The 26955-nt window shown below is 68.6% G+C and carries 20 protein-coding genes and 1 tRNA gene; 10 read left to right on the top strand and 11 right to left on the bottom strand.

The genetic code is table 11. The features are described from left to right. The first annotated feature begins 106 nt into the window (after positions 1 to 106). Positions 107 to 2317, top strand: a complete 2211-nt coding sequence (locus tag ORI27_RS17570) for a DEAD/DEAH box helicase (RefSeq protein ID WP_265998256.1) — start codon at positions 107 to 109, stop codon at positions 2315 to 2317. 128 nt (positions 2318 to 2445) lie between these two features. Here ORI27_RS17570 and ORI27_RS17565 read toward each other — a convergent pair. After that, positions 2446 to 2519: transfer RNA gene (locus ORI27_RS17565), tRNA-Met, on the bottom strand. Positions 2520 to 2683: 164 nt separating this feature from the next. On the opposite strand from ORI27_RS17565, the gene ORI27_RS17560 reads away from it, so the two are divergent. Continuing rightward, on the top strand, positions 2684 to 3322 hold the full coding sequence (locus ORI27_RS17560) for a hypothetical protein (protein ID WP_265998255.1): 639 nt from the start codon (positions 2684 to 2686) through the stop codon (positions 3320 to 3322). Here ORI27_RS17560 and ORI27_RS17555 read toward each other — a convergent pair. The 3 genes from ORI27_RS17555 to ORI27_RS17545 all read right to left on the bottom strand — a co-directional run bounded on the left by ORI27_RS17555 (position 3319) and on the right by ORI27_RS17545 (position 8377). After that, on the bottom strand, positions 3319 to 4230 hold the full coding sequence (locus ORI27_RS17555; protein ID WP_265998254.1) for a ribonuclease Z: 912 nt from the start codon (positions 4228 to 4230) through the stop codon (positions 3319 to 3321). The genes ORI27_RS17560 and ORI27_RS17555 overlap by 4 nt on opposite strands. Positions 4231 to 4251: 21 nt before the next feature. Continuing rightward, entirely contained in the window at positions 4252 to 7251 is a 3000-nt protein-coding gene (locus ORI27_RS17550; protein ID WP_265998253.1) for a UPF0182 family protein, read from the bottom strand. A 103-nt stretch (positions 7252 to 7354) separates the two neighbouring features. After that, a complete protein-coding gene (locus ORI27_RS17545; protein ID WP_265998252.1) occupies positions 7355 to 8377 on the bottom strand; it encodes a YlbL family protein in 1023 nt (340 codons plus the stop codon). Between the two features lie 132 nt (positions 8378 to 8509). On the opposite strand from ORI27_RS17545, the gene ORI27_RS17540 reads away from it, so the two are divergent. Genes ORI27_RS17540 through ORI27_RS17530 form a run of 3 tightly spaced genes read left to right on the top strand, consistent with a single transcriptional unit; the run spans position 8510 to position 12170 of the window. Then, positions 8510 to 9931, top strand: coding sequence for a zinc-dependent metalloprotease (locus tag ORI27_RS17540; protein WP_265998251.1), 1422 nt, complete (start codon positions 8510 to 8512; stop codon positions 9929 to 9931). Positions 9932 to 9990: 59 nt separating this feature from the next. After that, positions 9991 to 10800, top strand: a complete 810-nt coding sequence (locus ORI27_RS17535) for a TOMM precursor leader peptide-binding protein (RefSeq protein WP_265998347.1) — start codon at positions 9991 to 9993, stop codon at positions 10798 to 10800. Then, complete coding sequence (locus ORI27_RS17530; RefSeq protein WP_407666344.1) at positions 10794 to 12170, top strand: macrolide-binding ATPase MABP-1; 1377 nt, start codon at positions 10794 to 10796, stop codon at positions 12168 to 12170. Before ORI27_RS17535 ends, ORI27_RS17530 begins: the two co-directional genes overlap by 7 nt. Before the next feature lie 52 nt (positions 12171 to 12222). On the opposite strand, the gene ORI27_RS17525 is transcribed toward ORI27_RS17530, so the two are convergent. Next, complete coding sequence (locus ORI27_RS17525; protein WP_265998345.1) at positions 12223 to 12492, bottom strand: WhiB family transcriptional regulator; 270 nt, start codon at positions 12490 to 12492, stop codon at positions 12223 to 12225. A 145-nt stretch (positions 12493 to 12637) separates the two neighbouring features. Beyond that, positions 12638 to 12829, bottom strand: a complete 192-nt coding sequence (locus tag ORI27_RS17520) for a hypothetical protein (protein ID WP_265998249.1) — start codon at positions 12827 to 12829, stop codon at positions 12638 to 12640. A gap of 263 nt (positions 12830 to 13092) precedes the next feature. Here ORI27_RS17520 and tpx point away from each other — a divergent pair, with 263 nt between their 5' ends. The 3 genes from tpx (at position 13093) to ORI27_RS17505 (ending at position 15454) form a co-directional block, all read left to right on the top strand. Then, a complete protein-coding gene (gene tpx / locus ORI27_RS17515) occupies positions 13093 to 13587 on the top strand; it encodes a thiol peroxidase (protein WP_265998248.1) in 495 nt (164 codons plus the stop codon). A 16-nt stretch (positions 13588 to 13603) separates the two neighbouring features. Beyond that, the gene (locus ORI27_RS17510; RefSeq protein ID WP_265998247.1) at positions 13604 to 14932 is read left to right on the top strand and encodes a DUF1254 domain-containing protein; all 1329 of its coding nucleotides are present in this window, start codon (positions 13604 to 13606) and stop codon (positions 14930 to 14932) included. A gap of 159 nt (positions 14933 to 15091) precedes the next feature. Further along, positions 15092 to 15454 (top strand): hypothetical protein, encoded by a 363-nt coding sequence (locus ORI27_RS17505; RefSeq protein WP_265998246.1) that lies wholly within the window; start codon positions 15092 to 15094, stop codon positions 15452 to 15454. Positions 15455 to 15468: 14 nt separating this feature from the next. Here ORI27_RS17505 and ORI27_RS17500 read toward each other — a convergent pair whose 3' ends face one another. Further along, on the bottom strand, positions 15469 to 17565 hold the full coding sequence (locus tag ORI27_RS17500) for an ATP-dependent DNA helicase UvrD2 (protein WP_265998245.1): 2097 nt from the start codon (positions 17563 to 17565) through the stop codon (positions 15469 to 15471). Positions 17566 to 17657: 92 nt separating this feature from the next. On the opposite strand from ORI27_RS17500, the gene ORI27_RS17495 reads away from it, so the two are divergent. Then, positions 17658 to 17909: a mycoredoxin gene (locus ORI27_RS17495; protein ID WP_265998244.1), complete on the top strand. Its 252-nt coding sequence runs from the start codon at positions 17658 to 17660 to the stop codon at positions 17907 to 17909. Positions 17910 to 17993: 84 nt separating this feature from the next. On the opposite strand, the gene nudC is transcribed toward ORI27_RS17495, so the two are convergent. Next, positions 17994 to 18914, bottom strand: a complete 921-nt coding sequence (gene nudC / locus ORI27_RS17490) for an NAD(+) diphosphatase (RefSeq protein ID WP_265998243.1) — start codon at positions 18912 to 18914, stop codon at positions 17994 to 17996. A 5-nt stretch (positions 18915 to 18919) separates the two neighbouring features. Continuing rightward, positions 18920 to 19993 (bottom strand): potassium channel family protein, encoded by a 1074-nt coding sequence (locus ORI27_RS17485; RefSeq protein WP_265998242.1) that lies wholly within the window; start codon positions 19991 to 19993, stop codon positions 18920 to 18922. 93 nt (positions 19994 to 20086) lie between these two features. On the opposite strand from ORI27_RS17485, the gene ORI27_RS17480 reads away from it, so the two are divergent. After that, on the top strand, positions 20087 to 20497 hold the full coding sequence (locus ORI27_RS17480) for a DoxX family protein (protein ID WP_265998241.1): 411 nt from the start codon (positions 20087 to 20089) through the stop codon (positions 20495 to 20497). Here the strand turns inward: ORI27_RS17480 and ORI27_RS17475 are convergent. Both ORI27_RS17475 and ORI27_RS17470 read right to left on the bottom strand, forming a co-directional pair. Continuing rightward, positions 20472 to 23759, bottom strand: a complete 3288-nt coding sequence (locus tag ORI27_RS17475) for an ATP-dependent helicase (RefSeq protein ID WP_407666343.1) — start codon at positions 23757 to 23759, stop codon at positions 20472 to 20474. The genes ORI27_RS17480 and ORI27_RS17475 overlap by 26 nt on opposite strands. Continuing rightward, positions 23693 to 26833 (bottom strand): PD-(D/E)XK nuclease family protein, encoded by a 3141-nt coding sequence (locus ORI27_RS17470; protein ID WP_407666349.1) that lies wholly within the window; start codon positions 26831 to 26833, stop codon positions 23693 to 23695. Before ORI27_RS17470 ends, ORI27_RS17475 begins: the two co-directional genes overlap by 67 nt. Positions 26834 to 26955 lie beyond the last annotated feature (122 nt).

The raw sequence follows: 26955 nt of genomic DNA, 5'->3' as shown, positions 1-26955 counted from the left end.
CGACAATACGCGTCTGCGTCGCCTCCTCCGATTGAGCGAGGAGCAGGCTCGGGCGGCGGTCAGCGACCAGGCAACACTGACAGGAACGCCGACCTCACCAGTCACCATGGGCTCGAACTCAGACGACAAGATGCGGTTCTTCTTCGACCTGTTCCGTTGTCGCACCGATGTTTACGCGGTGCGCTGGGAGAACCGGCGAGATGGCCGATCAGGTTGGATGCCAGCGATCAAGGGCTATTGGCGCAAGGGTATGAATCGCGCCGACGCCCCCTACCTGCCACTGACTCCAGAGGTCGTCGATGCCCACCTGCGCGGCGAGGCGCACATCGGCCTGTACCCGCTCAGCGACGACGACACCTGTTGGTGGGTCGCAGCGGACTTCGACAAAGAAGCCGCGATGCTTGACGCCCTCGCATACATGAAAGCAGCACGTTCCCAGGGTATTCCAGCTGCGTTGGAGGTTTCACAGTCCGGGCGAGGCGCTCACGTCTGGATTTTCTTCGCCCATGCCATCTCGGCGTCGGTCGCAAGAAGCATGGCGACAAGTTTGCTGGGTGAGGCATTTCGCCTGCGCGGCAGCATGCATTTGAGCAGCTACGACCGCTTATTTCCCTCCCAAGACGTCCACACCGGACGAGGATTGGGCAATCTCATCGCCGCACCGTTGAACGGCAAACGCCGGCAACACGGCACCACCGTCTTCCTCGACCCCGCCACCCTCGAACCATACGAGGATCAATGGGCCTACCTGTCGAGCATCGCCCGACTGTCCACCAAAGACGTGACCACGCTGGCGCGCCAGCTTCCCAACCCGCAGATCGGCCACGACGTCCGACGGCTGCAACTACCGACCTCGTCACGCATCGTCCCGCGGCCCGCAACTATCGTCCGCGCCCAGCTCGGCTCTCGAATCACATTGACAGCAAACGATCTTGGACCAGCAATGATATCGGCCGTCAAACACGCCGCATCCATCCGCAACCCCGAGTTCGATGTCCGCCAACGCGCCCGCCGCAGCACCTGGGACACACCACGATTCCTCTACAGCTACGACGAAACCCCTGAAGGTGATCTTGTGCTGCCCCGCGGTCTGCATCCACTGCTGACCGAGCTCGTCGAATCGGCCGACAGCACACTACGCGTTGACGACAAGCGCGTCCCCGGCGAGCACAACGCGTTTACCCTCGGCACGCCGCTGCGTCCCACCCAGGCCGCTGCCCTGAGCCAGCTCCTCACGCAGGACACCAGCGTGCTCATCGCGCCACCAGGTACCGGCAAGACGGTCATCGCCTGCGCGGCCATCGAATCAAGAGCTACCGCGACTCTGGTCCTGGTCGATCGCAAAGCCCTGGCCGATCAGTGGCGCGATCGGATCAGTAACCACCTCGGGTTCAAGTGCGGTCAGATCGGTGGTGGACGATCGAAAACGACCGGCATCCTGGACATCGCACTCCTGCCAACGCTTGCCCGCCGTGACAACGTCGAAAATATCACCGCCCACTATGGATTCGTGATTGTGGACGAATGCCACCATGTCGCCGCGAGCGCATTCTTCGGCGTCCTCAGTCACATACCGGCACGATTCTGGCTGGGACTGACCGCAACCCCGGAACGCCGAGACGGGCTCGAAGACCTCATATATCACCAACTCGGTTCGCACCATGTCGCCATCGACCAGCCCAGCACCGGACAGCTCCCCGTCGACGGCTCCGAGCTGCTCACGCCCCACCCGGTACTGCACATCCACCCAACCGAATTCAACTACCGCGGTGACGCCGACCCCACCGCACCGGGCGGAATGGCCGAAATCTATCGAGCCCTGGTCGCCGACCAAGCACGGCTCGACCAGATCGTCGGCGACGTGCTGACCTCCGCCGAAACCGGGGCCAACATCCTCGTACTTACTACGTGGGTCGACCACCTCAACGCCATCACCGAACGGCTCAAGGCCGCCGGCAAGCCCGTGACCGTCCTCAGCGGCGGCATGAAAGCTCGCGAGCGCCGCCAGATCACCGAGCAACTTGCCAACCACACGCCTGATTCGGAGCCGCTCGTGATACTCGGCACCAGCTCGTTCATCGGGGAAGGCTTCGACTGCCCCGCCCTCGACACCTTGTTCCTGGCCGCACCGATCACCTTCAAGAACCGCCTCGTGCAATACGTCGGCCGCGTAACCCGTCCCTATCCCACGAAGACCACCGCAACCGTCCACGACTACCACGACGAACTCACCCCCGTCATCGCCTCGTCGCTGAAGAAACGCGCCCCCGGCTACACGAAGATGGGCTTCCCCGACCCACGCAAGATGCTCCGATAGGAGTAGCGCGCTCTATCCCGAGGTAGATCACACTCTCGAATGAGGCGATTTCGGACACAACGAGGGTTACAGCCCAAAGCCAAACGGAATCGGCCCCCGGAGTCTCCTCCGAGGGCCATTTCCACTAGTAGCGGGGACAGGATTCGAACCTGCGACCTCTGGGTTATGAGCCCAGCGAGCTACCGAGCTGCTCCACCCCGCGTTGGTGAACGCAACGTTACCGAACGTCGAGCAGCGCTTCCAAATCGGCTGCTCAGAGCCCCAACGTGGCCCATCCAGCGCACTCCACAGCAGGAAGATCGCGTTCGTCACAGCCAGGGGTTTTAACTTGCTTCTTACAAAAGAACTCGACAGGCTCGGATGGACATGAAGAGACACCACGCCACCCGCGGCGCCGCGATCGCGATGATCGCCGCCGTCACCCTCGGCGCGACCAGCTGCGACGGTGAATCCGGCCTTACGACAGGTAAATCCGCGTCGTCCACTTCTGCGCTACCCGGCGTGACCGCCACCACAACGACGACCAGCACCAAGCCGAAGGGCACCAAGGTCGACTACACCCGGCTGCTGCTCGAGGCACGGGACATCTCCACGGCCGGCGACGCCTACACCGCCCAGCCCCCGACGCCGAACCCCGACACCCGACCCGGCGCCGAGGTGCTGATCGTCAACCAGGAGCAGACCAAGGCCGTCAGCATCCTCATCGTGGCGCTCGACGACCCCGCCGCGGGACCGTCCGCGCTCGCCGAGGCGCAGGCCAGCCTCGCCAAATCGGTGAACCCCGGCCCGGCGCGCACCTCCATCGTGGGCACCGGCGGCACCGTGGTGTCGGGCAACTCCCCCGACGGGACGAAGTCGGTGACCGTGCTGCTGTTCACCGAGGGGTCGATGCTGGCCCGCATCGAGTTCGACGGTCTGCCCGGCCAGCCGGCCGCTGCGGACTTCGTCACCAACGTCGGCCAAAAGCAGGCCATCGCACTGCGCGTGGGACAACTCGCGTCCTAACGCCGCGCGGGCACCGGCACGCGCATCAGATCCTCGGCCACCACGATCTCACCGGAGAACACCGCGCCGGCCTCGTCGGCGTAGTGGGCGGCGGCGTCGACATACCGCTGCGAGAAGTGCGTCAGCACCAGCATGCGCACCCCGCAGTCGGCCGCCACCCGAGCCGCCTGCCGGGCGGTCAGGTGCCCGTACCGCTGCGCCAGGTCCTCGTCCTCGGCCAGGAACGTCGCCTCGATCACCAGCATGTCCGCGCCGTCGGCCAGCGCGTACACCCCGTCGCACAGCCGGGTATCCATCACGAACGCGAACCGCTGACCGCGCCGTGGCTCGCTGACCTGCTCCACGCCGATGACCCGGTCCCCCACCCGGATGGAGCCGGCCCGGTCCAGCTCACCGACCGCCGCACCGCCGATCCCGAAGCGGGACAACAGCTCCGGGACGAACCGGCGGCCGTCGGGCTCGACGAGCCGGTAGCCGAACACGTCGGTCGAGTGGTCAAGTGCCCGGGCCTCGAGAACACCGAACGCACCGACCGCCACCGTCCCGTCCGCCGCGACCGGCTCCTCCCGCACGTCGACGGTGTCGTAGAACACCGAGGCGTGCCGCAGCCGGGCGAAATACTCCCGCCCGGACGCCGGAAAGTGCGCCACCATCCGATGACCCACCCGGTCCAGTGACGCCCGCTGGATGACACCCGGTACCCCGAGGCAGTGGTCGCCGTGGAAATGCGTCAGGCACAACCGGTTTACCGCGCTGGTGGCGACACCGGCCAGCACCATCTGACGCTGAGTTCCCTCACCGGGATCGAACAACACGCCTTCGTCGTCCCAGCGCAGCAGGTACCCGTTGTGGTTGCGGTAGCGGGTCGGCACCTGGCTGGCGGTGCCGAGCACGACCAACTCACGCATGCCCGCACCCCGCCCCAGCTGCTACTTGGCTGTGTTGTACTTCTTCATCGCGTCATCGAGGCGCTGCAGCGCATCCCCGTAATCGGAGAAATTGCCATTGCGTTGGGCTTCCTGCACGGCGCCGAGCGCGGACTCGACATCGGCCAACGCGGCCGCCTTGGCCGACGACAGCGACGTCGGGGCGCCCGATCCGGGGGGCGTCGCGACCGGTGTGGGCACCTCGGGTGCGCTGCCCGCCGCCGGAGCCGGGGTGGCCGCCGGCGGACGATTGCCCTGCGGCTGACCGCCCGGCGCATTGGCCGGTGCGGGACCGGTGGCCGTCGCACCCGCCCCGGCACCGAAGATGCCGTCCAGCGCGGTACTCACGGTCGGACCGTAGCCGACCTTGTCGGTGTACATCATCGCCACCCGGATCAACCGGGGATAGGACGACGCGGCGTCACTGGTGCCCGGTGAGGCGTACACCGGTGACACGTACAGCAGACCGCCCTGGCCCACCGGCAGAGTCAGCAGATTGCCCCACCGGATTCGGTTCTGGTTGTCGCGGCCGATCACACCCAGGTCTTGGCTGACTGCGGTGTCGGTACTGATCGCGTTGAACGCCAACTTCGGACCGTTGACCTGACCCGGAATTGTCAGCACCGTGATCTTGCCGTACGTGTCGGGATCCGAGCTGGCGCTGATGTAGGCGGCCAAAAAGTCGCGCCGGAACCGGTTCATTGCGGTGGTCAGCTGGAATGACGCCGAATTATTGTTGCGGGCAAGGTCTTTGGCGACGATGTAATACGGCGGCTGGTAGCTGCTGGCCGTCGGGTTCGGATCCAGCGGCACGTCCCAGAAATCCGAGGTGGAGAAGAACGTCACCGGGTCATCGACGTGGTACCTGGCCAGCAGCATGCGCTGCACCTTGAACAGATCTTCCGGATAGCGCAGGTGCGCAGCCAGATCCGGCGAGATGTCGCTCTTGGGCTTGACCGTGCCCGGGAACACCTTCATCCACGCCTGCAGCACCGGGTCGCTCTCGTCCTGGGCGTACAACGTCACGGTGCCGTCGTAGGCGTCGACGGTGGCCTTCACCGAGTTGCGGATGTAGGACACCTGCTTGTCCGGCGCCAACCGGTTGACCGCCACCTCGTTGGAGTCGGCGGTGGCCGACGACAACGACGTCGACTCCGAGTACGGATAGTTGTCCAAGGTGGTGTAACCGTCGATGATCCACACCATCCGCTTGTTGACGATGGCCGGATACACCGTGCTGTCGGTGGTCAGCCACGGCGCCACCGCCTTCACCCGCTCGGCTGGATCACGGTTGAACAGGATCTTGCTGTTTTCGCCGATCACGTTGGAGAACAAGAAGTTCCGCTCGGCGAACTTTGCGGCGAACACGCTGCGCGCCAGCCAGTTGCCGATCGGGACACCACCGGCGCCGGTGTAGGTGTAGTTCTTGGTCTCGGTGTTGGTCTCGTAGTCGTATTCGCGGTCGATGCCGTTCTTACCGACGATCGCGTAGTCGGCCGGGGTGTTGGAGATGACCGGGCCGAAGTAGATGCGCGGCTGATCCAGCGGGGCCGGTCCGGGCGAGATGACTTTGCCGTTGGCGCCGACGACGCTGGCCAGGAACTCCGGATAGCCGCCATTCTGGTTGGGGTCGTTGGCGATTCCGCGCACTGTGTTCGCCGGCGAGGCGATGAAGCCGTTGCCGTGGGTGTAGACGGTGTGCCGGTTGATCCAGTCCCGCTGGTTGTCCTGCAGCCGGTCGGGGTTGAGCTCACGGGCGGCCACCACGTAGTCACGCAGGTTCCCGTCGGGTCCCAGATACCGGTCGATCGACAGCTGGTCGGGGAAGTAGTAGAAGTTCTTGCCCTGTTGGAATTGGGTGAATGCCGGGCTGATGATCGTCGGGTCGAGCACCCGGATGTTCGACGTGGTGGCCCGGTCGTTAGCCACCTGCTGGGCGGTGGTCTCCGCGGTGCCGCTGTAGTCCCGGTAGGTCACATGCTCGCCGGTCAGGCCGTAGGCCTGCCTGGTCGCGGCGATACTGCGACTGATGTATTCGCTTTCCTTCTGCGCCGCATTGGGTTTGACGCTGATCTGCTCGACCACCAGCGGCCAGCCCGCCCCGATGATCAGCGAGCTCAGCAGCAGCAGCACCAGACCGATCGCCGGAATGCGCAAGTCGCGCAACACCAGCGCGGAGAACACCGCGGCCGCACAGATCAGCGCGATCGCCATCAGGATCAGCTTGGCGGGCAGCACCGCGTTGATGTCGGTGTAGCCGGCACCGGTGAACGGCTTACCGGTGCGGGTGTGGCTGAGCAATTCGTAGCGATCGAACCAATAGGCGACCGCCTTGAGCAGCACCAGCGTCCCGATCAGGGCAACCAGCTGGATGCGGGCCGGGCGGCTCAGCACACCACTACGACCGGCCAGCCGGATCCCCCCGAAGACGTAGTGGCTGACCAGATTCGCCAGGAACGCCAGGAACACCGCGACGAACAGATACGACAACACCAGCCGGTAGAAGGGCAGGTCGAAAGCGTAGAAGCCGAGATCCTTGCCGAACTGCGGGTCGGTGACCCCGAAGTCGCCGCCGTGCAGGAACAGCTGCACCCGCGCCCAGTAGCTCTGTGCGACAGCACCGGCCAGCACACCGATCACGGCGGGCACCCCGATGCCGAACAGCTTCAGCCGCGCCATCACCGCGGTGCGGTAGCGCGCCACCGGGTCATTGGGACCGGCGGTCGGCACGAACACCGGCCGGGTTCGGTAGGCCAGCGCCAGGCCGGCGAACACGATCGCCCCGACCAGCACCGTGGCCACCAGGAACACGATGAGGCGGGTAACCAGCACCGTGGTGAACACCGAGCGGTAACCCAGCTCGCCGAACCACAGCCAGTCCACATAGGCGTCGATGAACCGTGGCCCCACCAACAACAGCACCACGACCGTCAGCGCTACACCGATCAGAATCCGGCTGCGCCGAGTCAGCTTCGGCATCCGGGCGCCGGGCCGCATACTCACCTGTCAGACTCCTGGGTCTCGTCGGGCGGCCACGCCGCACCGTTGCAGCAGTACGGCCACAACTCTACGCACCCGCGCGACCGGCCTGTCCTGCAGCGACGGGTTAGCAGCTGGGCGGGCGTCCGCCGGAGGTCAGCGTGTGCAGCGAGTCGACGGCCCCGGCCAAGGTGTCCACCTTGACCAGCTCCATGCGGTCCTCGCGCATCGACTTGGCCTCGTCGCAGTTGTCGGCGGGCACCAGGAAGACGCTCGCCCCGGCTTCCTGAGCCGCCAACATCTTGTGGGTGATGCCGCCGATCGGACCGACCTTGCCCTCCTCGTTGATCGTCCCGGTGCCCGCGATGAACTTCGATCCGTTGAGGTCACCTGTGGTCAGCTTGTCGATCACGGCCAGGCTGAACATCAGCCCCGCCGACGGCCCGCCGACATTGGCCAGGTTGAAGTCGATGCTGAACGGGGCCCACGGCGCGTCCAGCACCGACACGCCCAGCAAGCCGGAGTCACGATCCGGACTGGCACCCAAGGTGATGCGCGCGGTACCGGCCGGGGCGTTCTTGCGGCGGTAGTCGATAGCGATCTCCTGACCCGGCTTGGTGTCCTTCATCAACCCGGTGAACTCGGCCAGATTGGCCACCGGCTTGCCGTCGACGGCGGCGATGGCGTCACCCGCCTGCAGTTTGCCCGCCGACGGACCAGGGTCGTTGACCTTCGCCACCCGCACCGCGTCGGGGTACTTCAGGTATCCGAGTGCGGCGTATTCGGCGGCGTCCTCGGAGTTCTTGAAGTCGGCGTCCTGGTCCTTTTCGACGTCCTCACGCGACTTGTCCGGCGGAAACACCAGGTCGCGCGGCACCAGCTGCTCGCGGCCGGACACCCACAGGGTCAGCGCCTGTCCCAGGGTCAGGCCGTCCCGCTGCGCGACGGTGGTCATGTTCAGGTGCCCCGAGGTGGGGTGGGTGTCGATGCCGTTGATGGCCACCACCTGCTTGCCGTCGACCTCGCCGAGGGTGTTGAAGGTGGGCCCGGGACCCAGCGACACGAAGGGCACCGTCACGACCGCCAGCAGCACGCCGAAGACGACGATCGGCACCAGCGCCGTCATCAGCGTCAGAATCCGCCTGTTCACGCCGCCAAGACTAGATCCGGCGGGCAGGAGCGAAGCGACCCGGGGAACAGACGGCGCCCTCCGCGGGCCAGGTTCACTGACAGCGTGATCGCCAGTTGGCGACGGGCGACGCAGGGTGAGTACGGTTGAGACATGGCTGACCTGCCCTTCGGGTTCTCCGGGGGAGACGACCCCGACCGCGACAAGCCGAAAAAGGACCCCAACCCCGGCCCCGGCGACCCCTTCGGGTTCAGTGGCGGCGATTTCAACATGGCCGACCTGGGCCAGATCTTCACCAAACTGGGCCAGATGTTCAGCGGCGCCGGCGGCGCGATGGGCGGTGGTTCGTCGGGACCGGTGAACTATGACCTGGCCCGCCAGTTGGCGTCGAGCTCCATCGGCTTCGTCGCGCCGATCCCGCCCACCACCAGCACGGCCATCGCCGATGCGGTGCACCTGGCCGACACCTGGCTGGACGGCGCAACCGCGCTGCCCGCCGGGGCCACCAAGGCCGTCGCATGGACCCCCAACGACTGGGTGGACAACACCCTGGACACCTGGAAGCGGTTGTGCGATCCGATGGCCGAGCAGATCGGGTCGGTGTGGGCGTCGTCCCTGCCGGAGGAAGCCAAGGCGATGGCCGGCCCGCTGCTGGCGATGATGACCCAGATGGGCGGCATGGCGTTCGGGTCGCAACTCGGACAGGCCCTCGGGAAGCTGTCCCGCGAGGTGCTCACCTCGACCGATATCGGACTGCCGCTGGGCCCCAAGGGTGTCGCGGCATTACTGCCCGGAGCCGTCGAAACGCTGTCCGAGGGTTTGGAACAACCGCGCAGCGAGGTTCTGACGTTCCTGGCCGCCCGGGAGGCGGCCCACCACCGGTTGTTCAGCCACGTCCCGTGGTTGTCCAGCCAGTTGCTCAGCGCCGTCGAGGCCTACGCCAAGGGCATGAAGATCGACATGAGCGGCATCGAAGAACTCGCGCAGGGGTTCAACCCAGCCGCGCTGGCCGACCCCGGCGCGATGGAACAGCTGCTCAGCCAGGGCATGTTCGAACCGAAAGCCACCCCCGAGCAGACCGCGGCGCTCGAACGCCTGGAAACCCTGCTGGCGCTGATCGAAGGCTGGGTGCAGACCGTGGTCACCGCCGCGCTCGGCGACCGGATCCCCGGCACGGTCGCGCTGTCCGAGATGCTCCGACGCCGGCGGGCCACCGCCGGACCTGCCGAGCAGACATTCGCGACGCTGGTCGGCCTCGAGCTGCGCCCCCGCAAGATGCGGGAAGCCGCGGTGCTGTGGGAGCGGCTGACCGACGCCGTCGGGATCGATGCCCGCGATGGTGTCTGGCAGCACCCCGACCTGCTGCCCAGGTCCGCGGACCTGGACGAGCCGGCCGGGTTCATCGACCGGATCATCGGCGGTGACACCAGCGGCCTGGACATCGACTCGGCGATCGCCGAGTTCCAGAAATCTTCGGAGTCCGGAGAGGGCGACCAGCCAGCCACGGAGTCCGGAGAGGACGACCAGCCAGCCGCAGCACCCGACGAGGACACCGACGGGCCTGTGGATAACTGAGCCGCGCCACGCCGCGCCGATGCCACAGTCGGCGTGTGCTGTACGCGCTCGATCCGGCGATGCCGGTGCTGCTTCGCCCCGACGGCGCGGTCCAGGTCGGCTGGGATCCGCGCCGCGCGGTGCTGGTCCACCCACCCGACGGCGCAACCCCCGCGACACTGGCCGCGCTGCTGCGCGGCATGCAGGTTCCGCTGGGCAAGGCCGACTTGCACCGGCTGGCCGCCAGCCACGGGCTTGACCAAGCCGTCGTCGAGCAGCTCCTCGAAGCCCTGGTGAGTAGCGGCGTGGTCCGCGGCCGAGCCCGTCAGCCGGCACCACGGGCGTTGTCGATCAGGGTGCACGGCTGCGGCCCGCTGTCGGATCTGCTGGTCGAGGCGCTGCGACGGTCCGGAGCGCGGCTCGCGCAGACCAGCCACGCAGGCGCCTCGGTGTCGGCGGCGAGCGCCGACATGGTGGTGCTCAGCGACTATCTGGTCGCCGACCCCCGGCTGGTCCGGGATCTGCACACCGCGGGCGTCCCCCACCTACCGGTGCGGGTGCGCGACGGCGCCGGGTTGGTCGGCCCGCTGGTGATCCCCGGCATGACGAGTTGCCTGTCGTGCGCCGACCTGCACCGCACCGACCGGGACGGGGCCTGGCCGGCGGTGGCCGCGCAGCTACGGGACGTGATCGGCAGCGCCGACCGACCCACCGTGCTGGCAACCGCCGCCGTGGCACTGGGGCAGCTGCAGCGCATCATCACCGCGGTCCGTGGCCTGGAAGCGGCCGGGGCACCGCCGGCCACGCTGAACACCACCCTGCAGGTCGACGTGAACAGCAACACGATCTCGGCTCGCCGCTGGTCACGGCATCCGAACTGCGAATGCTGACCATCGGTGGTTGCCAGCGGGGCATCGTCAGGGATGATGTTGTGGTGGCAGACATCAAGCGCGGCCGCGCGGCCCGCAACGCCAAGCTGGCAACCATCCCGGTGGGCTTTGCTGGCAGGGCGGCACTGGGCTTGGGCAAACGGCTGACCGGCAAGTCGAAAGACGAGGTCACCGCCGAGCTGATGGAGAAGGCCGCCAACCAGTTGTTCACCGTTCTGGGTGAGCTGAAGGGCGGCGCCATGAAGGTGGGCCAGGCGCTCTCGGTGATGGAGGCCGCCATCCCCGAGGAGTTCGGCGAGCCCTATCGCGAGGCCCTGACCAAACTGCAGAAGGACGCCCCGCCGCTGCCCGCGGCGAAAGTCCATCGGGTGCTCGACGGCCAGCTGGGCACCAAATGGCGCGAGCGATTCGCCGCCTTCGACGACACTCCGGTGGCCTCGGCCAGCATCGGCCAGGTGCACAAGGGGGTCTGGTCGGACGGCCGCGAGGTGGCGGTCAAAATCCAGTACCCCGGCGCCGACGAGGCGCTGCGCGCGGACCTGAAGACGATGCAACGCCTGGTCGGTGTCTTCAAACAGCTCGCCCCCGGTGCCGACATCCAGGGCGTGGTCGACGAGCTCATCGAACGCACCGAGATGGAGTTGGACTACCGGCTCGAGTCGGACAACCAGCGCGCCTTCGCCAAGGCGTACGACGGGCATCCGCATTTCGTGATTCCGCACGTGGTGGCCAGTGCACCGAAGGTGATGATCACCGAGTGGATCGAGGGCAAGCCGATGGCGCAGATCATCCGCGATGGCACCCCCGCGGAGCGGGACCTGTGCGGCACAAGGCTTATCGAGCTCACCTTCGACGCCCCGGCGCGGCTGGGCATGATGCACGGCGACGCGCATCCGGGGAATTTCATGATGCTGCCCGACGGCCGGATGGGCGTCATCGACTTCGGCGCGGTGGGCCCGCTACCGGACGGGCTGCCCGTCGAAATCGGCCAGATCATCTGCCTGGCCCGCGACAAGAACTACGACGAGCTGCTGCCCACCATGGAACGGGTCGGCTTCATCCAGAAGGGTGAGCAGGTCTCGGCGCAGGAAATCGACGACATGCTGCGCCAGTATGTGGAGCCGATCGAGGTCGAGGTGTTCCATTACACCCGCAGGTGGCTGCAGAAGATGGCGGCGGCGAACATGAACGTCTCGTCGCAGCAGATCAAGACCGCCCGGGCCATGGATCTGCCGGCCAAGCTGGCGATCCCGCTGCGGGTCATCGCGTCCACCGTGGCGATCTCGTGTCAGCTCGACGCCCATGTGCCGACGCGGGAGTTGGCCGCTCGGCTGGTGCCGGGGTTCGTCGAACCCGAACCCGTCCACTGACTCCGGAGCCGGAAGGCCGGCGACGTCAGACGGAGCCGGGCTCGACGCCCCGCTAAGCCGCAATCACGTCCTTGCGGGGACGCCCGCGCGGCCGCTTACGCGCGATGACGCTGCCCCGTTCGACGATCTCGCCGCCCCAAACGCCCCAGGGCTCACCGCGATCCAGTGCGGCGGCAAGACATTGCCGCCGGATGGGACATTCCCCGCAGAGGATTTTGGCGCGCTCCAGGTCGATCGGGTTATCGGCGAACCACAGGTCGGGATCCCCGACGTGGCACGGCAACACCGGCAGCTTCTCCTCGCGGACTGTCGATGTCGACATGTCCTGCTCACCTGCTTCCTGGTCGAATGGCTTGAGATATCTCTTTTCAGAGGGATCCGGGGCCAGGAATCTGGTGGGAAACACAATGGCCACGGATCCTTTGTGACTTCGGGTCCGTGGCCAGTGGCTGTGTCTGGGAGCTCTCCTAGATGAAGCTCCTGTCCACGGACGCGATGGTCGGGGCGGCGTTGGCGCGGCGCTTACGCTGCGCCGCAATAGCGGCGACCGCGCCGGCGGCATGAGCGGAATGCGCGGGAATCGCCGCGACGGCCGGGAAGGACCACACGCGATGCGCCATGCCAGCTACGCCAAAGTCAGCCGTAGTGGTGGTGATCATCGTCAGCCCCTCCTTTCGTTGCGCCGCCCTGAAGCCATCGATCGGCACAGGATTTCGGATTCGAGGCTAGACCCTAACACGATTTCGCCACAAGCGATTTTCTGACCTGCACTTTTGCCGGTTTGCGGAGCGCAGGGGGCGTCCGTCGAGATGGAGCTCACGCAGGGGTCTACTCGCACAACCGCTGCGTGGTTTCACTCTCGCGGCAGCTAGTGAGAGCCCCGGCCCACCGCCGCCTCGCCGGTCCTGACAAACTAGGGGCCATGGCACAGATAACTCTGCGTGGTAACCCGATCAACACCGTTGGAGACCTGCCCGCCGTCGGCGCCCAGGCCCCCGCCTTCGAACTCACCGGCACCGACCTCGGCGCCGTGGGCAGCGGCCAGTTCGATGGAAAAGCTCTGGTGCTCAACATCTTTCCCTCGATCGACACTCCGGTGTGTGCCACCAGCGTGCGGACTTTCAACGAGCGGGCCGCCGCAACGGGCGTGCCGGTGGTCTGTGTATCGAAGGACCTGCCGTTCGCTCTGAAGCGGTTCTGCGGCGCCGAGGGCATCGAAAACGTCGTCTCGGCCTCGGCGTTCCGCAGTGGCTTCGGTGAGGACTACGGCATCACCATCGCCGATGGGCCGATGGCGGGTCTGCTCGGCCGGGCCGTCGTGGTGGTGGGCGCGGACGGCAAGGTCGCCTACACCGAACTGGTGCCCGAGATCGGCGTCGAACCCAACTACGACGCCGCGCTCGCCGCGCTCGGCTAGTCCGACGGTGCCTGCGGTGACCCCGTCACCGGCTGAGATCCGGGCCATCGAGAAAGCCGCCTACACGTACGGCTTTCCGATGGTCGACAGTTACCGGATCCAGTACTCCTACTTCGTCGACACCGCCGACCCCGAGTACAAGGGAACCTGGAACCGGGTGCACAGCAGCGCGCGGGTGTACACCCCCGCCGACACCGCGGTGCAGACCCCCAACTCCGACACGCCGTACTCGATGCTGGGCGCCGACCTGCGCACCGAGCCGCTGGTGCTGACCGTGCCCGCGATCGAGGAGGGGCGCTACTACTCGCTGCAGTTCGTCGACGGCTACACCTACAACTTCGCCTATGTGGGCAGCCGGACGACCGGCAACAGCGGCGGCCGCTACCTGTTGGCCGGTCCGGGCTGGACCGGCGGGACACCGGCGGGTATCGACGCCGTGATCACGTCCCTCACCGAGTTCGCGCTGGTGATCTATCGGACCCAGCTGTTCGGTCCCGACGACCTCGACAACGTCAGGGCGATCCAGGCGGGGTATCGGGCGCAGCCGCTGTCGGCCTTCCTGAATCGAGCAGCCCCCGCGGCCGCCCCGGCGCCGGACTTCCCGACACCACTGTCCGCACAGAACCAGAAGACCTCGCCGACATTCTTCGAGTTGCTCGACTTCACACTGCGATTCGCGCCGGCTCTGCCCTCGGAACAGGCGCTGCGCGCACGCCTGGCGTCCATCGGCCTGACCGGTGACGGCACATTCGATGCCGAGCGGCTCGACCCGGAAATCCGCGAAGCCATGCAGTCCGGGATGGCCGACGCCTGGACCGAGTTCGCCGCGTTCAAGACCGGCAAGATCGATACCGGTCAGGTCACCTCGGGTGAAGTCTTCGGCACCCCGGACCAACTCGGGGACAACTACCTCTACCGAATGGCCGCGGCGGTGCTGGGCATCTTCGGGAACTCCGCCGAAGAGGCTATATATCCGGGCCTGACCACCGACTCCGACGGCCACCCGCTGAGCGGCGGCCATGACTACACGCTGCGCCTGGGCCCCGGCCAGCTACCCCCGGTCCACGCGTTCTGGTCGGTGACGATGTACCAGATGCCGCAAAGCCTGCTGGTGGACAACCCGATCAACCGCTACCTGATCAACTCCCCGATGCTGCCCGACCTGGTCAAGGACAGCGACGGCGGCGTGACGATTCGCGTTCAGAGCCGATCGCCGGGCCCGGGCCAGGACGCCAATTGGCTGCCCGCACCGCCCGGTCCCTTTGTTCTGATCATGCGGTTGTACTGGCCTCGACCGGAGGCTCTCAACGGAACCTGGCAGCCACCAAGGCTGACGAAAGCCTGAACTAGCGCCTTTTCAACACCCAGTTGGAGTTGGAGCAGCGTAGCCTCGCGGCTATATCACACGACTGCGACGACAAAACTAACGAGAAAGGGTGTGAAAATGAACAAACAGAGAATTATTTCGGGGGTCGGGGCGGCAGCCCTGTTTGTGGGAATGTCCTTGAGCGCCTCCCCTCTCGCGTCGGCCGACGACGACTCATCCGGAGCCGTGACCGGCGCCGGTTTCGGGCCCACCCTGGGTGTCGGCGGCCCGGAGAGCTACTCCGGCGGCTCGACCTCCAACAGCTTCTGTGGCGACCCGTGGACCGTGAGCGGCGGCTCGACGGCCAACGTCTGTGCGGGCGCCTCGCTCGGAGTCGGGGGGGCGTCGAGTTACACCGGCGGCTCGACGGCCAACAACTCATTCGGTACGGCAACCCTCGGCGTCGGCGGGGTCGAGAGCTACACCGGACAGGGCACCTCAGGGCTCGCCGAGAACGGGACCAACGCAACAACGAGGACCGTGAACTTCGGTCCCGGCTGAACCGACCGGCTGCCTCACCGGCGGCTGCGCACCAGCTCGAGCACGTCGGGACCGAACTGTTCGAGCTTGCGTGCGCCGATGCCGGGTATCGCCACCAGCGCCGCGTCGTCGGCGGGCAACGATTCGGCGATCGCGATCAGCGTGTTGTCGGTGAAGACAACGTAGGCGGGCACTTTCAGCTCCTTGGCGGTATGCAGCCGCCAGTCCTTGAGCTGGGCCAGCAGTTCGTCGTCGATATCGACCGAGCAGGTTTCGCAGCGGCGCAACATGATTGACGGCGCGGTCGTGAGCACGGCATTGCAGACCCGGCAGCGCGGTGTGGCGCCCTTCTGTCGGCGCGGCTTGTTCGGCGACGGCTCGGCCTGGGTCTGCGGGGCGATGCCGTTGAGGAACCGCGACGGGCGCCGGCCCTGACGGCCACCCGGTGTCCGAGCCAGCGCCCAGCTGAGCTCCAAATGTATTCGAGCCCGGGTGATTCCGACGTAGAGGAGCCGCCGCTCCTCCTCCACCGCTTCGCTGTCGGGGCCGTGGGCCAGCGCATGGGAGATCGGTAGGGTGCCATCGGCCAGGCCGACCAGGAACACCGCATCCCACTCCAAACCCTTGGCCGCGTGCAGCGATGCCAGCGTCACACCCTGCACGACCGGTGGGTGGCGGGCGTCGGCACGCACCCGTAATTCGGCGATCAGCGCCGGCAGGTCCAGCTGCGGGCGGGCCGCCACCTCGTCGTCGACCAGCTCCGCCAACGCGGTCAGCGCCTCCCACCGCTCCCGGACTTTGGTACCGTGCGGCGCTTCGGCGGTCAGACCCAGCGGTTCGAGAACGGTACGTACGATCTGCGGCAGCTCACCTTCAGGCCCGCGCTCGGCCGCCCGCTGCAGCGCCACCAGCGCCTGCCGGATCTCCTGGCGGCTGAAGAACCCTTCCCCGCCGCGCACCTGAAACGGGACGCCCGCCTCGGTCAACGCCTCCTCGTACGCCTCGGATTGGGCGTTGATGCGGTAGAGGACCGCGATTTCGGCTGGCGCCGTTCCGGATTCGATGAGCCGCTTGATCGAGCGCGCGACCGCAGCCGCCTCGGCGATCTCGTCGGGATGTTCGTGGAAGGTCGGCGACGGGCCGGGTTCGCGCTGACCGATCAGGTGTAGCTTGCTACCGGCGACCCGGCCGCGCGCCGCGGCGATCACCCGGTTGGCCAGCGACACCACCTGGGGGGTCGAGCGGTAGTCGCGCTCCAGGCGCACCACGGTCGCGTCGGGGAACTGCCGGGAGAAATCGAGCAGATAGCATGGCGATGCGCCGGTGAACGAGTAGATGGTCTGGTTCGCATCACCGACGACGGTCAGGTCGTCACGGTTGCCCAGCCACGCGTCCAGCACCCGCTGTTGCAGCGGGGTGACGTCCTGGTACTCGTCGACGACGAAACAGCGGTACCGGTCCCGGAATTCGGCCGCCACCGCCGGGTCGTTCTCGATCGCCCCGGCGGTGTGCAGCAGCAGGTCATCGAAGTCCAGCAGCGCGATCCCGTCACGGTTGGCCTTGAGTTTTTCGTACCCGGCGTACACGCCTGCCACCTTCTCGGCGTCCAGCGGAATATCGCGCGCGACCTTGGCCACCGCCGCGGCGTACCCCTCCGGGCTGATCAACGAGGCCTTCGCCCATTCGATTTCACCGGCGAGATCGCGGACGTCGTCGGTGCTGACCTGCAACCGGCTGCGGCTGGCGGCCTGCGCGACGACGGCGAATTTGGTGTCCAGCAACTGCCAGCCGGTATCGCCCACCACCCGCGGCCAGAAGTACTGCAGCTGGCGCCGCGCCGCGGCATGGAATGTCAGCGCCTGCACCGAGCCGACCGGGGTGCCGGTGCCTTGTGCGTCCATGGCGCGAAGGCGGGCGCGCATCTCACCGGCGGCGCGGGAGGTGAACGTGACCGCCAGCACCTGGCCGGCGGCGACATGACCGTTGGCGACCAGGTGGGCGATGCGGTGGGTGATGGTTCGCGTCTTGCCGGTGCCCGCGCCGGCCAGCACACACAGCGGCCCGCGGGCGGCCAGCACGGCCTCACGTTGTTCGTCGTCGAGACCGGTCAGATGGTTGACGGTCACCGGCATGGGGTCCATCTTGGCAGGGGGTGGGGACATTCCGCGTCGCGCGCCGCGCCGATTGCGGGCATACGCGCGGCCTCGGATAGGTTGATGAACTTATGAGTGCCAGTGATCCCCAGCTCACGATGTACACCACCGTCTGGTGTGGTTACTGTCGTCGCCTCAAGACCGCGCTGAAATCGGCGGGCATCGCCTTCGCCGAGGTCGACATCGAGCACGATCCGGCCGCGGCCGAATTCGTGATGTCGGTCAACGGCGGCAACCAGACGGTGCCCACGGTGAAGTTCACCGACGGCAGCGCGCTGACCAACCCCGACGTCCGCGAGGTTCAGGCCAAACTGGCGTCCTGATATCCGCGCCGAGATCGACGAAATGGCGCGGTTTTCTCGCACTTTGTCGGCTGTTTGTCGGTTTGGGCGAGAAGCTGGCCAGAGTCAGCCCTCGGCAGCCCAGGACTCGATGATCTCGCGGGCGATCGAGATCGACCCCGGCAGCAGCAGCCTCGACGACGAGTCGCTGCTCCAGTCGCCGTGTTCGAGAGCCTCGCGAACCTCGGCGCGGGTGAACCATGCCGCCTCGGCGATCTCGCCGTCGTGAAAGACGAACTCCTGCTCCGGATCGCCCAGGGCGTGGAAGCCCACCATCAGCGACCGCGGGAACGGCCACGGCTGGCTGCCCAGGTATTCGACATCGCTCACCGCCAGGCCGATCTCCTCGGCCACCTCGCGCACCACACACGACTCGAAGGACTCGCCGGCCTCGACGAACCCGGCGACCAGGGAGAACAGCCGCTGCGGCCACACGGTCTGGCGGGCCAGCACCGCCCGGTCGTGCCCGTCGTGCACCAGCACGATGATCGCCGGGTCGATGCGGGGAAACTCCTCGTGGCCGGTGAGCGGGTTCACCCGCGACCAGCCGGCTTTGACCGCTTTGGTGGGTGAGCCGTCCACCGCGCTGTACCGGGCATGGTCGTGCCAGTTCAGCAGCGCCAGCGCCGAGGCCACCAACTGGGCGCTGACGTCATCGAAGAGCTGACCACCGCGGCGCAGGTCGGATACTTCGGCGGGCCCGCCGCTCTCGGGTTCTTCCAGCGCGGCGCGCACCGCCCACACGTGACGGTCGTCGGGCAGCCGGCCCAGGAACACCGCATCCGCCGGCGGCTTATCCCCCAGCGTGGCCGCCGAACCCAGCAGCACCCGGCCGTCGGCGATCATCACCTGATTGCGGCGGTCGACGCGCAGCACCGCGGCGTCGGCCCAGCCGGCGATCGCGGCGTCGATGTCGGTGCGCAGATAGTCGGCGCGGTCGGCGCCCACCCGGGAGAGCAGCGGGACATTGCGCAGTCGGAAAGCCACCGCGCTCAGTCCCCGGTGGCGCGGACATAGAGCAGCCGGTCGGTGGATTCCAGGGCGTCGACATCGGGATCGTCGACGCGCAGCAGCTTCCCGCCCCTGACCACACCGAGCACGATGTCGGGCAGGTGCCGCGGCGAGCCGCCGACCTCCTTGTGCTCGACCTCGCGCTCGGCGATCGCGAAACCGGCGTCGGGAGTGAGCAGGTCTTCGATCATCTCGACGACCCTCGGCGTCGTGGTGGCGATGCCGAGTAACCGGCCCGCCGTCTCGGAGGACACCACCACCGAGTCGGCGCCGGACTGCCGCAGCAGATGCTGGTTTTCGGCCTCCCGGACCGAGGCGATGATCTTGGCCTTGGGGGCCAGCTCGCGCGCGGTCAGCGTCACCAGCACCGCGGTCGGGTCGCTGTTGGTGGCCACGATGATCGAGTTGGCGTGTTGGGCACCGGCCAGTCGCAGCACGTCGGACTTGTTGGCGTCACCGCGCACGGTGACCAGTCCGGCGGAGTTGGCGCGATCCAGCGAGGCCTGCTCGGTGTCGACGACGACGATGTCGGCGGGAGCCACACCGTCGCCGATCATCGCGGCCACCGCCGTCCTGCCCTTCGTCCCGTAGCCGATGACGACGGTGTGGTTGCGCACGGTGTTCCTCCAACGCTGAATCTTGAGAGCCTGCCGCGACGCCGTGGTCAGGGTTTCGACTGTGGTACCGACCAACACAATCAGGAAGGCCACCCGAAGCGGGGTGATGACCAGGACGTTGACCAGGCGCGCCGACTCGGTATAGGGCGTGATATCGCCGTAGCCGGTGGTCGACAGCGAGACCGTCGCGTAGTAGAGGCAGTCCAGGAAGGTCAGTGGCCCGTCCCGGACGTCGCGGTAGCCGTCGCGGTCCAGGTAGACGATGATCACCGCGGCGAACAGGGCGGTCATGGCGTAGAGCAGCCGACGGCCGATCCGGCGGCCGGGACTGACGAACCTCTCCGGGATGTGCAGATAGTCGACGAGCGCGCTGTCCGGCTTGGCTGCCAGGTTCTCGTCGATCGCCTCGAGCCTGCTCCGCAACCTACCCTTGGCCACGCGACTCCGTCATCGTGCCCAACCCTCTCGCCCTCGAATATTTCAGACCCCAGGCCCTTCGCCCCGGCGCCACCACTCCAGCATTATGTACACATGCCGACGACGACTACCGAATCCGAACCCCGACGCAGCCCCAGCCAGCTACCCGCCTACCGGACCGCCGCGATGCTCATCGGCATCGGCGTCGGGCATTTCGTGGCTCCCAAGCCGTTCGACGACATCGTGCCCGCCGAGTTGCCGGGCGATGCCCGGTTCTACACCTACGCGTCCGGGGTCGCCGAGGTCGGCATCGGCACCATGCTGCTGGTGCCCCGCACCCGCCGCGCGGGTGCGCTGTTCGCGATCGCGTTGTTCCTCGCGGTGTTCCCGGCCAACATCAACATGGTGCGGTTGTGGAAGGACAAGCCGTGGCCGATGAAACTGGTCGCGATCGCGCGGTTGCCGTTGCAGCTGCCGATGATCGCCCAGGCGATCGCGATCAGGCGCAACGCTCCGCGGTACTAGAGCGCGCCAGCAGCGCCACCAATTCGTCCGGACCCGGGAGGTTCTCCGGCCGCACGGTGGTGCCGGCGCGCACATAGTGGAACGCCGCGCGCACTGCATCTTCGGGGCAGCCTCTGATGGCGGCCCACGCCAGCCGGTACACCTCGAGTTGGACGGCGGCGTGCTGTTGGTGCTCCGCGTCGGCCGGTGGCTCGCCGGTCTTCCAGTCGACGACGGTCATCCCGCCGTCGGGATCGGCGAAGACCGCGTCGATCCGTCCCCGCACCACGGTGTCCCCGATCGCCATCTCGAACGGCACCTCCACGGCCACCGGCGTGCGCGCCGCCCACGGCGATGCGGTGAAGGCGTCCTGCAGGGTGGCCAGCTCCTCGGTCTCGGTGGCGGTGCCATCGACGGCGCCGGGTAGGTCGTCGAGGTCGAACAGCCGCTCGGCACCGTAGAACCGCTGCACCCACTCGTGGAACGCGGTGCCCAGGATGGCGTGCGGGTCCGGGCGCGACGGCAGCCTGCGGGCGAGCCGCCGCAGCGCAGCCGGATCGCGGTCCAGCTCCACCAGAGCGCTGACCGACAGGTGGGCGGGCAGTTCGGTGTGCGGTGGGGCGGCCGCCCGGGACCGCTCGGCCAGCAGCGCGTCGACGTCGGCGGCCCAGCCCTCGGGATCCTCGCCGGTGTCGGTGATGGCGCCGGCCATTGCCCCGCGCACCAACGCGGCTCCTTGCTCGATGTCAGCGCGGGCGCGCCCGAGCGGGTCGGCGGGCCAGACCACTTCGCGTACGTTGTCACACAACGGATTTCGATCACCGTCGGCGGGTGGTGGGGCCCACACCTCCACTTCGCCGCAGGGAACCCCAGCCGCGGCCGCATCATCGATGATGTCTTTGATCTCCTGCAGGAAGTCCGATGGCCCACGGGGCTTGGATTCGGTGGGCCCCCAGTGGTGACCGGAGAGCAACAGGGTGTCCTCGGCCCGGGTGATCGCTACGTAGAGCAGCCGGCGTTCCTCGTCGAGGCGGCGTTGCTCGAGCTGGTGACGGTGGGCCATGATCGTGTCGGACAACGCTTTTCGGTCGTTGACGGCCGATGTGTCGAGTACCGGTACCCCGTGCAGACCCTGCGCCGCCCGATCGCCGCGCAGCAGCGGCGGCAGATCGGCCGGATCGGTCAGCCACGAGCGCTTGGATGCCGTCGAGGGGAACACCCGGGCGGACAGGTGCGGAACCGCCACCACCTGCCACTCGAGGCCCTTGGCGGCGTGGACGGTCAACACCTGTACCCGTCCGGTCGCCACCCCGACCTCGGCGGGTGCCAATCCGTTCTCGACGACGGCGGCGGCGTCGAGGTAGGACAGCAGGCCGGTGACGGACGCGGCGGGCCTGGCCGCGTAGTCGGCCACCACGTCGGCGAACCGGTCGAGGTGCTCGGTACCGGCCCAGCCCGATGCGACGGGTCTGGCGGCCCGCACTTCCACGTCGACCCCGAGGACCCGGCGTGCCTCGGCAACGAGCTCGGTGACCGGGTGGTCCAAAAGTGTTCGCAGTCGTGCCAGTTCACTCGCCAGCCGGGTGATCCTCTGGTGACCCGCGGCCGAGTAGGCCGTTGGCGGTCCCGGATCGGCCAGTGCGTCGGCCAGGCTCGCGGTGTCGGCGTCGGGTGCTGCCGACGCGATGATCTGCTCGGCGGTGGCGGCCGCCGGCCGTGTGCCGTCAAGGGCCACGGCACGCCGCCACAGCGCGGCCAGGTCACGCGCCCCAAGCTGCCAGCGCGGACCGGTCAGCACCCGGATGGCCGCCGCCCCCGCAGCCGGGTCGGCAACCAGCCGCACCAGGGCCACCAGGTCGGCGACCTCCGGGACGGACAGCAGCCCGGCGAGGCCGACGACCTCGACGGGAACACCACGGGCGGACAGCGCCTCGGCGATGGGACCGGCGTCGGCGTTGCGGCGCACCAGCACCGCGGCGGTCGGCGGCTGATCTCCGGCGGCCCCGTACCGCTGCGCGATGTGGTCGGCGATCCACTCCCGCTCGGCAGCCACATCGGTGAGCAAGGCGCAACGCACCGTGCCGGGCTCGGCGCCCGGGCGCGCCCGCAGCGCCTGTACCGTCACCGACCGCCGACGCGCCTCGGCGGAGACGGCGTTGGCGACGTGCAGCGTGCTGGGCGGGTTGCGCCAGCTGGTCCGCAGCTCGAGGCTGGGCGCCGGGGACCCGTCGGCGCGGGGAAAGTCCGTGGTGAAGCGCGGCAGGTTGGTCGCCGAGGCGCCCCGCCAGCCGTAGATGGACTGAATCGGATCGCCGACCGCGGTGAGCGCCAGTCCCTCGTCGGCGCCGACGCCGAACAGCGACGACAGCGCGATCCGCTGGGCGTGGCCGGTGTCCTGGTACTCGTCGAGCAGTACCACCCGGAAGCGGTCGCGCAGCTGCTCCCCCACCTGGGGGCAGGCCGAGGCCAGCCGCGCGGCCGCCGACATCTGCGAACCGAAGTCCATGACCTTGTCGGCCCTCATCCGGGCGTGCAGTGCGTCGATGAGCGGCACCAGCGCGGCGCGCTCGGTCTGAGTGGCCAGCATGGCGAGCAGCCACTGGCTGGGGCCGCGGTCGCGCTGATAACGCCCGGCGGGCAGGTGATGCACCAGGCGTTCGAGTTCGAGGTGGGTGTCGGTCAGCTGGTCGGTGTCGACCAGGTGCTCGGCCAGCTCGCCGGACAGCCGCAGCACCATCGCGGTGACGCCGGCCGGGTCCTTCGCGGTGTGCAGCGGACCGGGATAGCTGCTGACCACCTCGAAAGCCAGCTGCCACAGTTCGGTTTCACTGAGCAGCCGGGCGTCGGGCTCCACCGGCAGCAGCGGCCCGTACTCGCGCAACAGGGCGCCGGCGAAGGCGTGGTAGGTGCTCACGGTCGGCGCTCCCTGCTGCGCGGCACCGCCGAGGTGCCCGGCCAACCGGGCCAGTCGGGAGCGCACCCGGCGCAGCAGCTGCGCGGCCGCCTTGCGGGTGAAGGTCAGGCCCAGCACCTGGTCCGGATCGGCGAACCCGTTGGCCACCAACCACACCACCCGCGCGGCCATGGTTTCGGTCTTGCCCGCACCGGCGCCGGCGATCACGACCAGCGGTCCCGGCGGCGCGGCGATGACCGCGGCCTGCTCCTCGGTGGGCATCGGAAGGCCAAGGGCATCAGCAAGTTCGGCTGGACTGTAGGTCACGGCTGCTCCGTTCGCGGCGCGGTGTGGGCGGGGCAGGCCGCCCGCATGGGACAGTGCGCGCATCCGTCGTTGACCCGGGCCAGGAACTGTGGCCCCGCGGTCGCGCCCGCCGCCTGCTGTACGGCCTGCCGCCACTGGGTCGCGCTGTCCGGGGTGAGGGCGGATTGCTCGCGTTCGGTGGCGCCGGCCGCGTTCGGTTTGGCGACGTAGACCAGCCGCCCGCCGCCGGGGCGATCGCCGTCGGCGAGCGCCCCTTCGGCGACGGCCAACTGGTAGAGGCCGAGCTGCGCATGCCGTTGCGCGGCGTCCTTGGTCACCGGGCTCTTACCGGTCTTGACGTCGACGATCACCAAGCGGCCCTGCGCGTCGCGCTCGAGGCGATCGACCCGGCCCCGCACCCGCACCCCGGGCAGCTGCTCGCCGGGAGCGGCGATCACGCCGTCGACGTCGACCTCGGTACCGATTTCGGTCAGCTCGTGGCGGCTCGCCGACCGCCACGCCACGAACGCCGCCAGCATGGCCCGGTGCCGGTCCAGCTCGTTGTCGGCGTACCACGGCGAGTCGAACGGCATGGTGTTCCAGAGCTGTTCCAGCCGCGCGACCAGCTGTTCGGCGCTGCTCGCCGAATCGGCGAGCAGCGCGTGCACCACCGACCCCAGCGTGGAGCGCAGTTCCCGGCGGTCGGCGCCGCCGTGACGTTCGGCAAGCCAGCGCAGCGGGCAGTCGGTCAGCATCTGCAGTGTCGAGGGGCTCAGGGTGACGGTGTGCTGGTCGCCGCTCCACAGCGGCTCGAGGGTGCTCACCGCGGTCATGCCGTACCACTGCGCCGGGTCGGCCCCCGCGACACCGTCGGCCGCCAGCCGCGCCAACTGCCGTGCGGCGGTGGCACGCTCACCGTCGGTGACCGCCCCGGCCGGGGCGCACACGACCGCGCGCAGCCGGCCGACGACCGCCGCCGGTGCCAGCACCGGCGGCGCGACGGCCGGCTGGGCACCACCGGTATCCGCACCGGTGGTGTAGGCGGTGAGCTCGGCGACGAACGGCGACGGCAGCGCCGCCTCGTCGCCGGCGTCACTGTCGACGGCGGTAATCAGCAGGCCCGATCGCGCTCGGCCCATGGCCGCGATGAGCAGCCTGCGCTCCTCAGCCAGCAGCGGCGCCCGCGCCGACACGTCGTCGCCCAGGCCGTCGAGCGCGTCGAGCAGCCGCTGCGTGCCCAGCACACCGCCGCGCGGGGTGGTGTTGGGCCACAAGCCGTCCTGCAGACCGGCGATGACAACCAGTTCCCAATCCCGGTCCAACGCCGCATGCGGACTCAGCACGGCGACGGTCTCGGTACTCCCGCGACGATCGGCGCTCACCGGTGGAAGTTGCAGACCCGCGACATGATCGAGCAGTCCGCGCAGCGATGCACCGGTGGTGCGGGATACATAGTCGTCGGCGATGTCGAACAGGGCGGTGACCGCCTCGAGGCTGCGGTCGGCAAGCGCCCCCTCGGTGCCACCGCGCTCGGCCGCCGACAGCCAGCGTCGCTGCAGCCCGCTGCGTTCCCAGGCCTGCCAGAGGGTGTAGCGGGGGTCGCGGTGCCGCCGGTGGCCGCGGCCCGCCGCGGCGAGCACGGCGCGCAGGCGGTTGACCGGGCGGGCCAGCGTGGCCGTCAGATCGACCGGGCCGCGGGTCAGCGCTGCCACCAGTTGGTCGCCGAAATCGCCGGGCCCGCCGCGGCGCAGCGTGCGGCGCAGCTGACGCAGCGTCACCGGGTCGACCCGGCCGATCGGTCCGGTCAGCAGCGACACCGCCCGCTCGCCGTCGAGACCGTCAACCGTCGCGGCCAGTACACCCAACAGCGCCCGCACTGCGGGCTGATCGGCAATCGGCCCGGCCAGCCGGTCCGCTGCGACCGGAACGCCGGCGCCGGCGAGTGCCCTGGGCAGCGCCGCGGCGGCCGACGGCGAGCGGACGATGACGGCCAGCTGTGACCAGGGCACTCCATCGAGGAGGTGGGCACGCCGCAGCGTGTCGGCGACCAGTGCCGCCTCGGCCGCTGCCGAGGCCGCCAGCCGCACCTGCACCGAACCGTTGTCACCGGTGTTGCCGTCCAGGGCACGCCAGGCGGTGGTGCCCGGCAGTGCCGCGGCGATCCCGCTGATCGCGGCTGCCACGGCGGGCGCACACCGATACGACCGGCTCAGTTCGACCACCGGGGTGTCGGTGCCGGTCAACAGCGCCGGATCGGCACCGCGGAAGCCGAACACCGCCTGGTTGGGATCACCGGCCAACAGCGTCAGCTCCGCGCCGGCCGCCAGCACCCGGACCAGCCGTGCGGCCTGCGGATCGAGGTGCTGCGCGTCGTCGACGAGCAGCAGCCGGACCCGGGAGCGTTCGGCGGCCAGCAGTTCGGCGTCGGAGGCCAGCGCCTCCAGCGCCGCGCCGACCAGCTCGGCGGCGCCGAGAGCCGGTACGGTGGCCTGGGGCGCGGCCGTGCCGACGGCCGCACGCAGCAACATCACCTGTTCGTACTGCTGGGCGAACCGGCCCGCGGCCACCCACTCGGGCCGCCCGGAGAGCCTGCCGATGCGCTGCAACCGCAACGGATCCACCCCGCGTTCGGCACAGCGGGCCAGCAGGTCACGCAGCTCGGTCGCGAAGCCGGCGGTGGTCAGTGCCGGGCGCAACGCATGCGGCCACCGCGATGCCGCAGCGTCCCCGTCGGCGAGGTCGCCGGCGAGCAACTCCCGGATGATCCCGTCCTGCTCGGCCCCGGTGACCAGGCGCGGTGGCGGATCGCCCGCGCGGGCGGCGGCCTGCCGCAGCACCGCGAACGCGTAGCTGTGTACCGAGCGGACCAGCGGTTCGCGCACCACGGCCCGGCACGGCTGCGCCGAGCGCGCCGCGAGCAGCTGGGCCGTCAGCGCGCTGCGGGTGCTGGCCGCCAGCCGGCCCGAACCCGTCAGCAGCAGAACCGATTCCGGGTCTGTGCCGGCGGCGATGTGCGACGCGGCCGCCGCCACCAGCAGACTGGTCTTGCCGGCGCCCGGCCCGCCGACGACGCGGACCGTGCCCCGCAAGTCCGGACGCAGCACATCGGCGGGCTCGGTCGCGTCGGCCACGAGTGCGGGTGTGCTCATGCCTGGCATGACACCACCGGGGTCCGACATTTAGATTTTGTGTGAGTCCACGGGCAGGTCCGAGGGTCCGACTGGGACACGTGGTGATTCCTGGAATCTGAGCGGCCTCCCGTGGACTTCGGTGTCTGGTC

The organism is Mycobacterium pinniadriaticum, from assembly GCF_026242045.1.
Taxonomy (GTDB): domain Bacteria; phylum Actinomycetota; class Actinomycetes; order Mycobacteriales; family Mycobacteriaceae; genus Mycobacterium; species Mycobacterium pinniadriaticum.
This window is presented reverse-complemented; position numbering and strand designations above follow the sequence as displayed.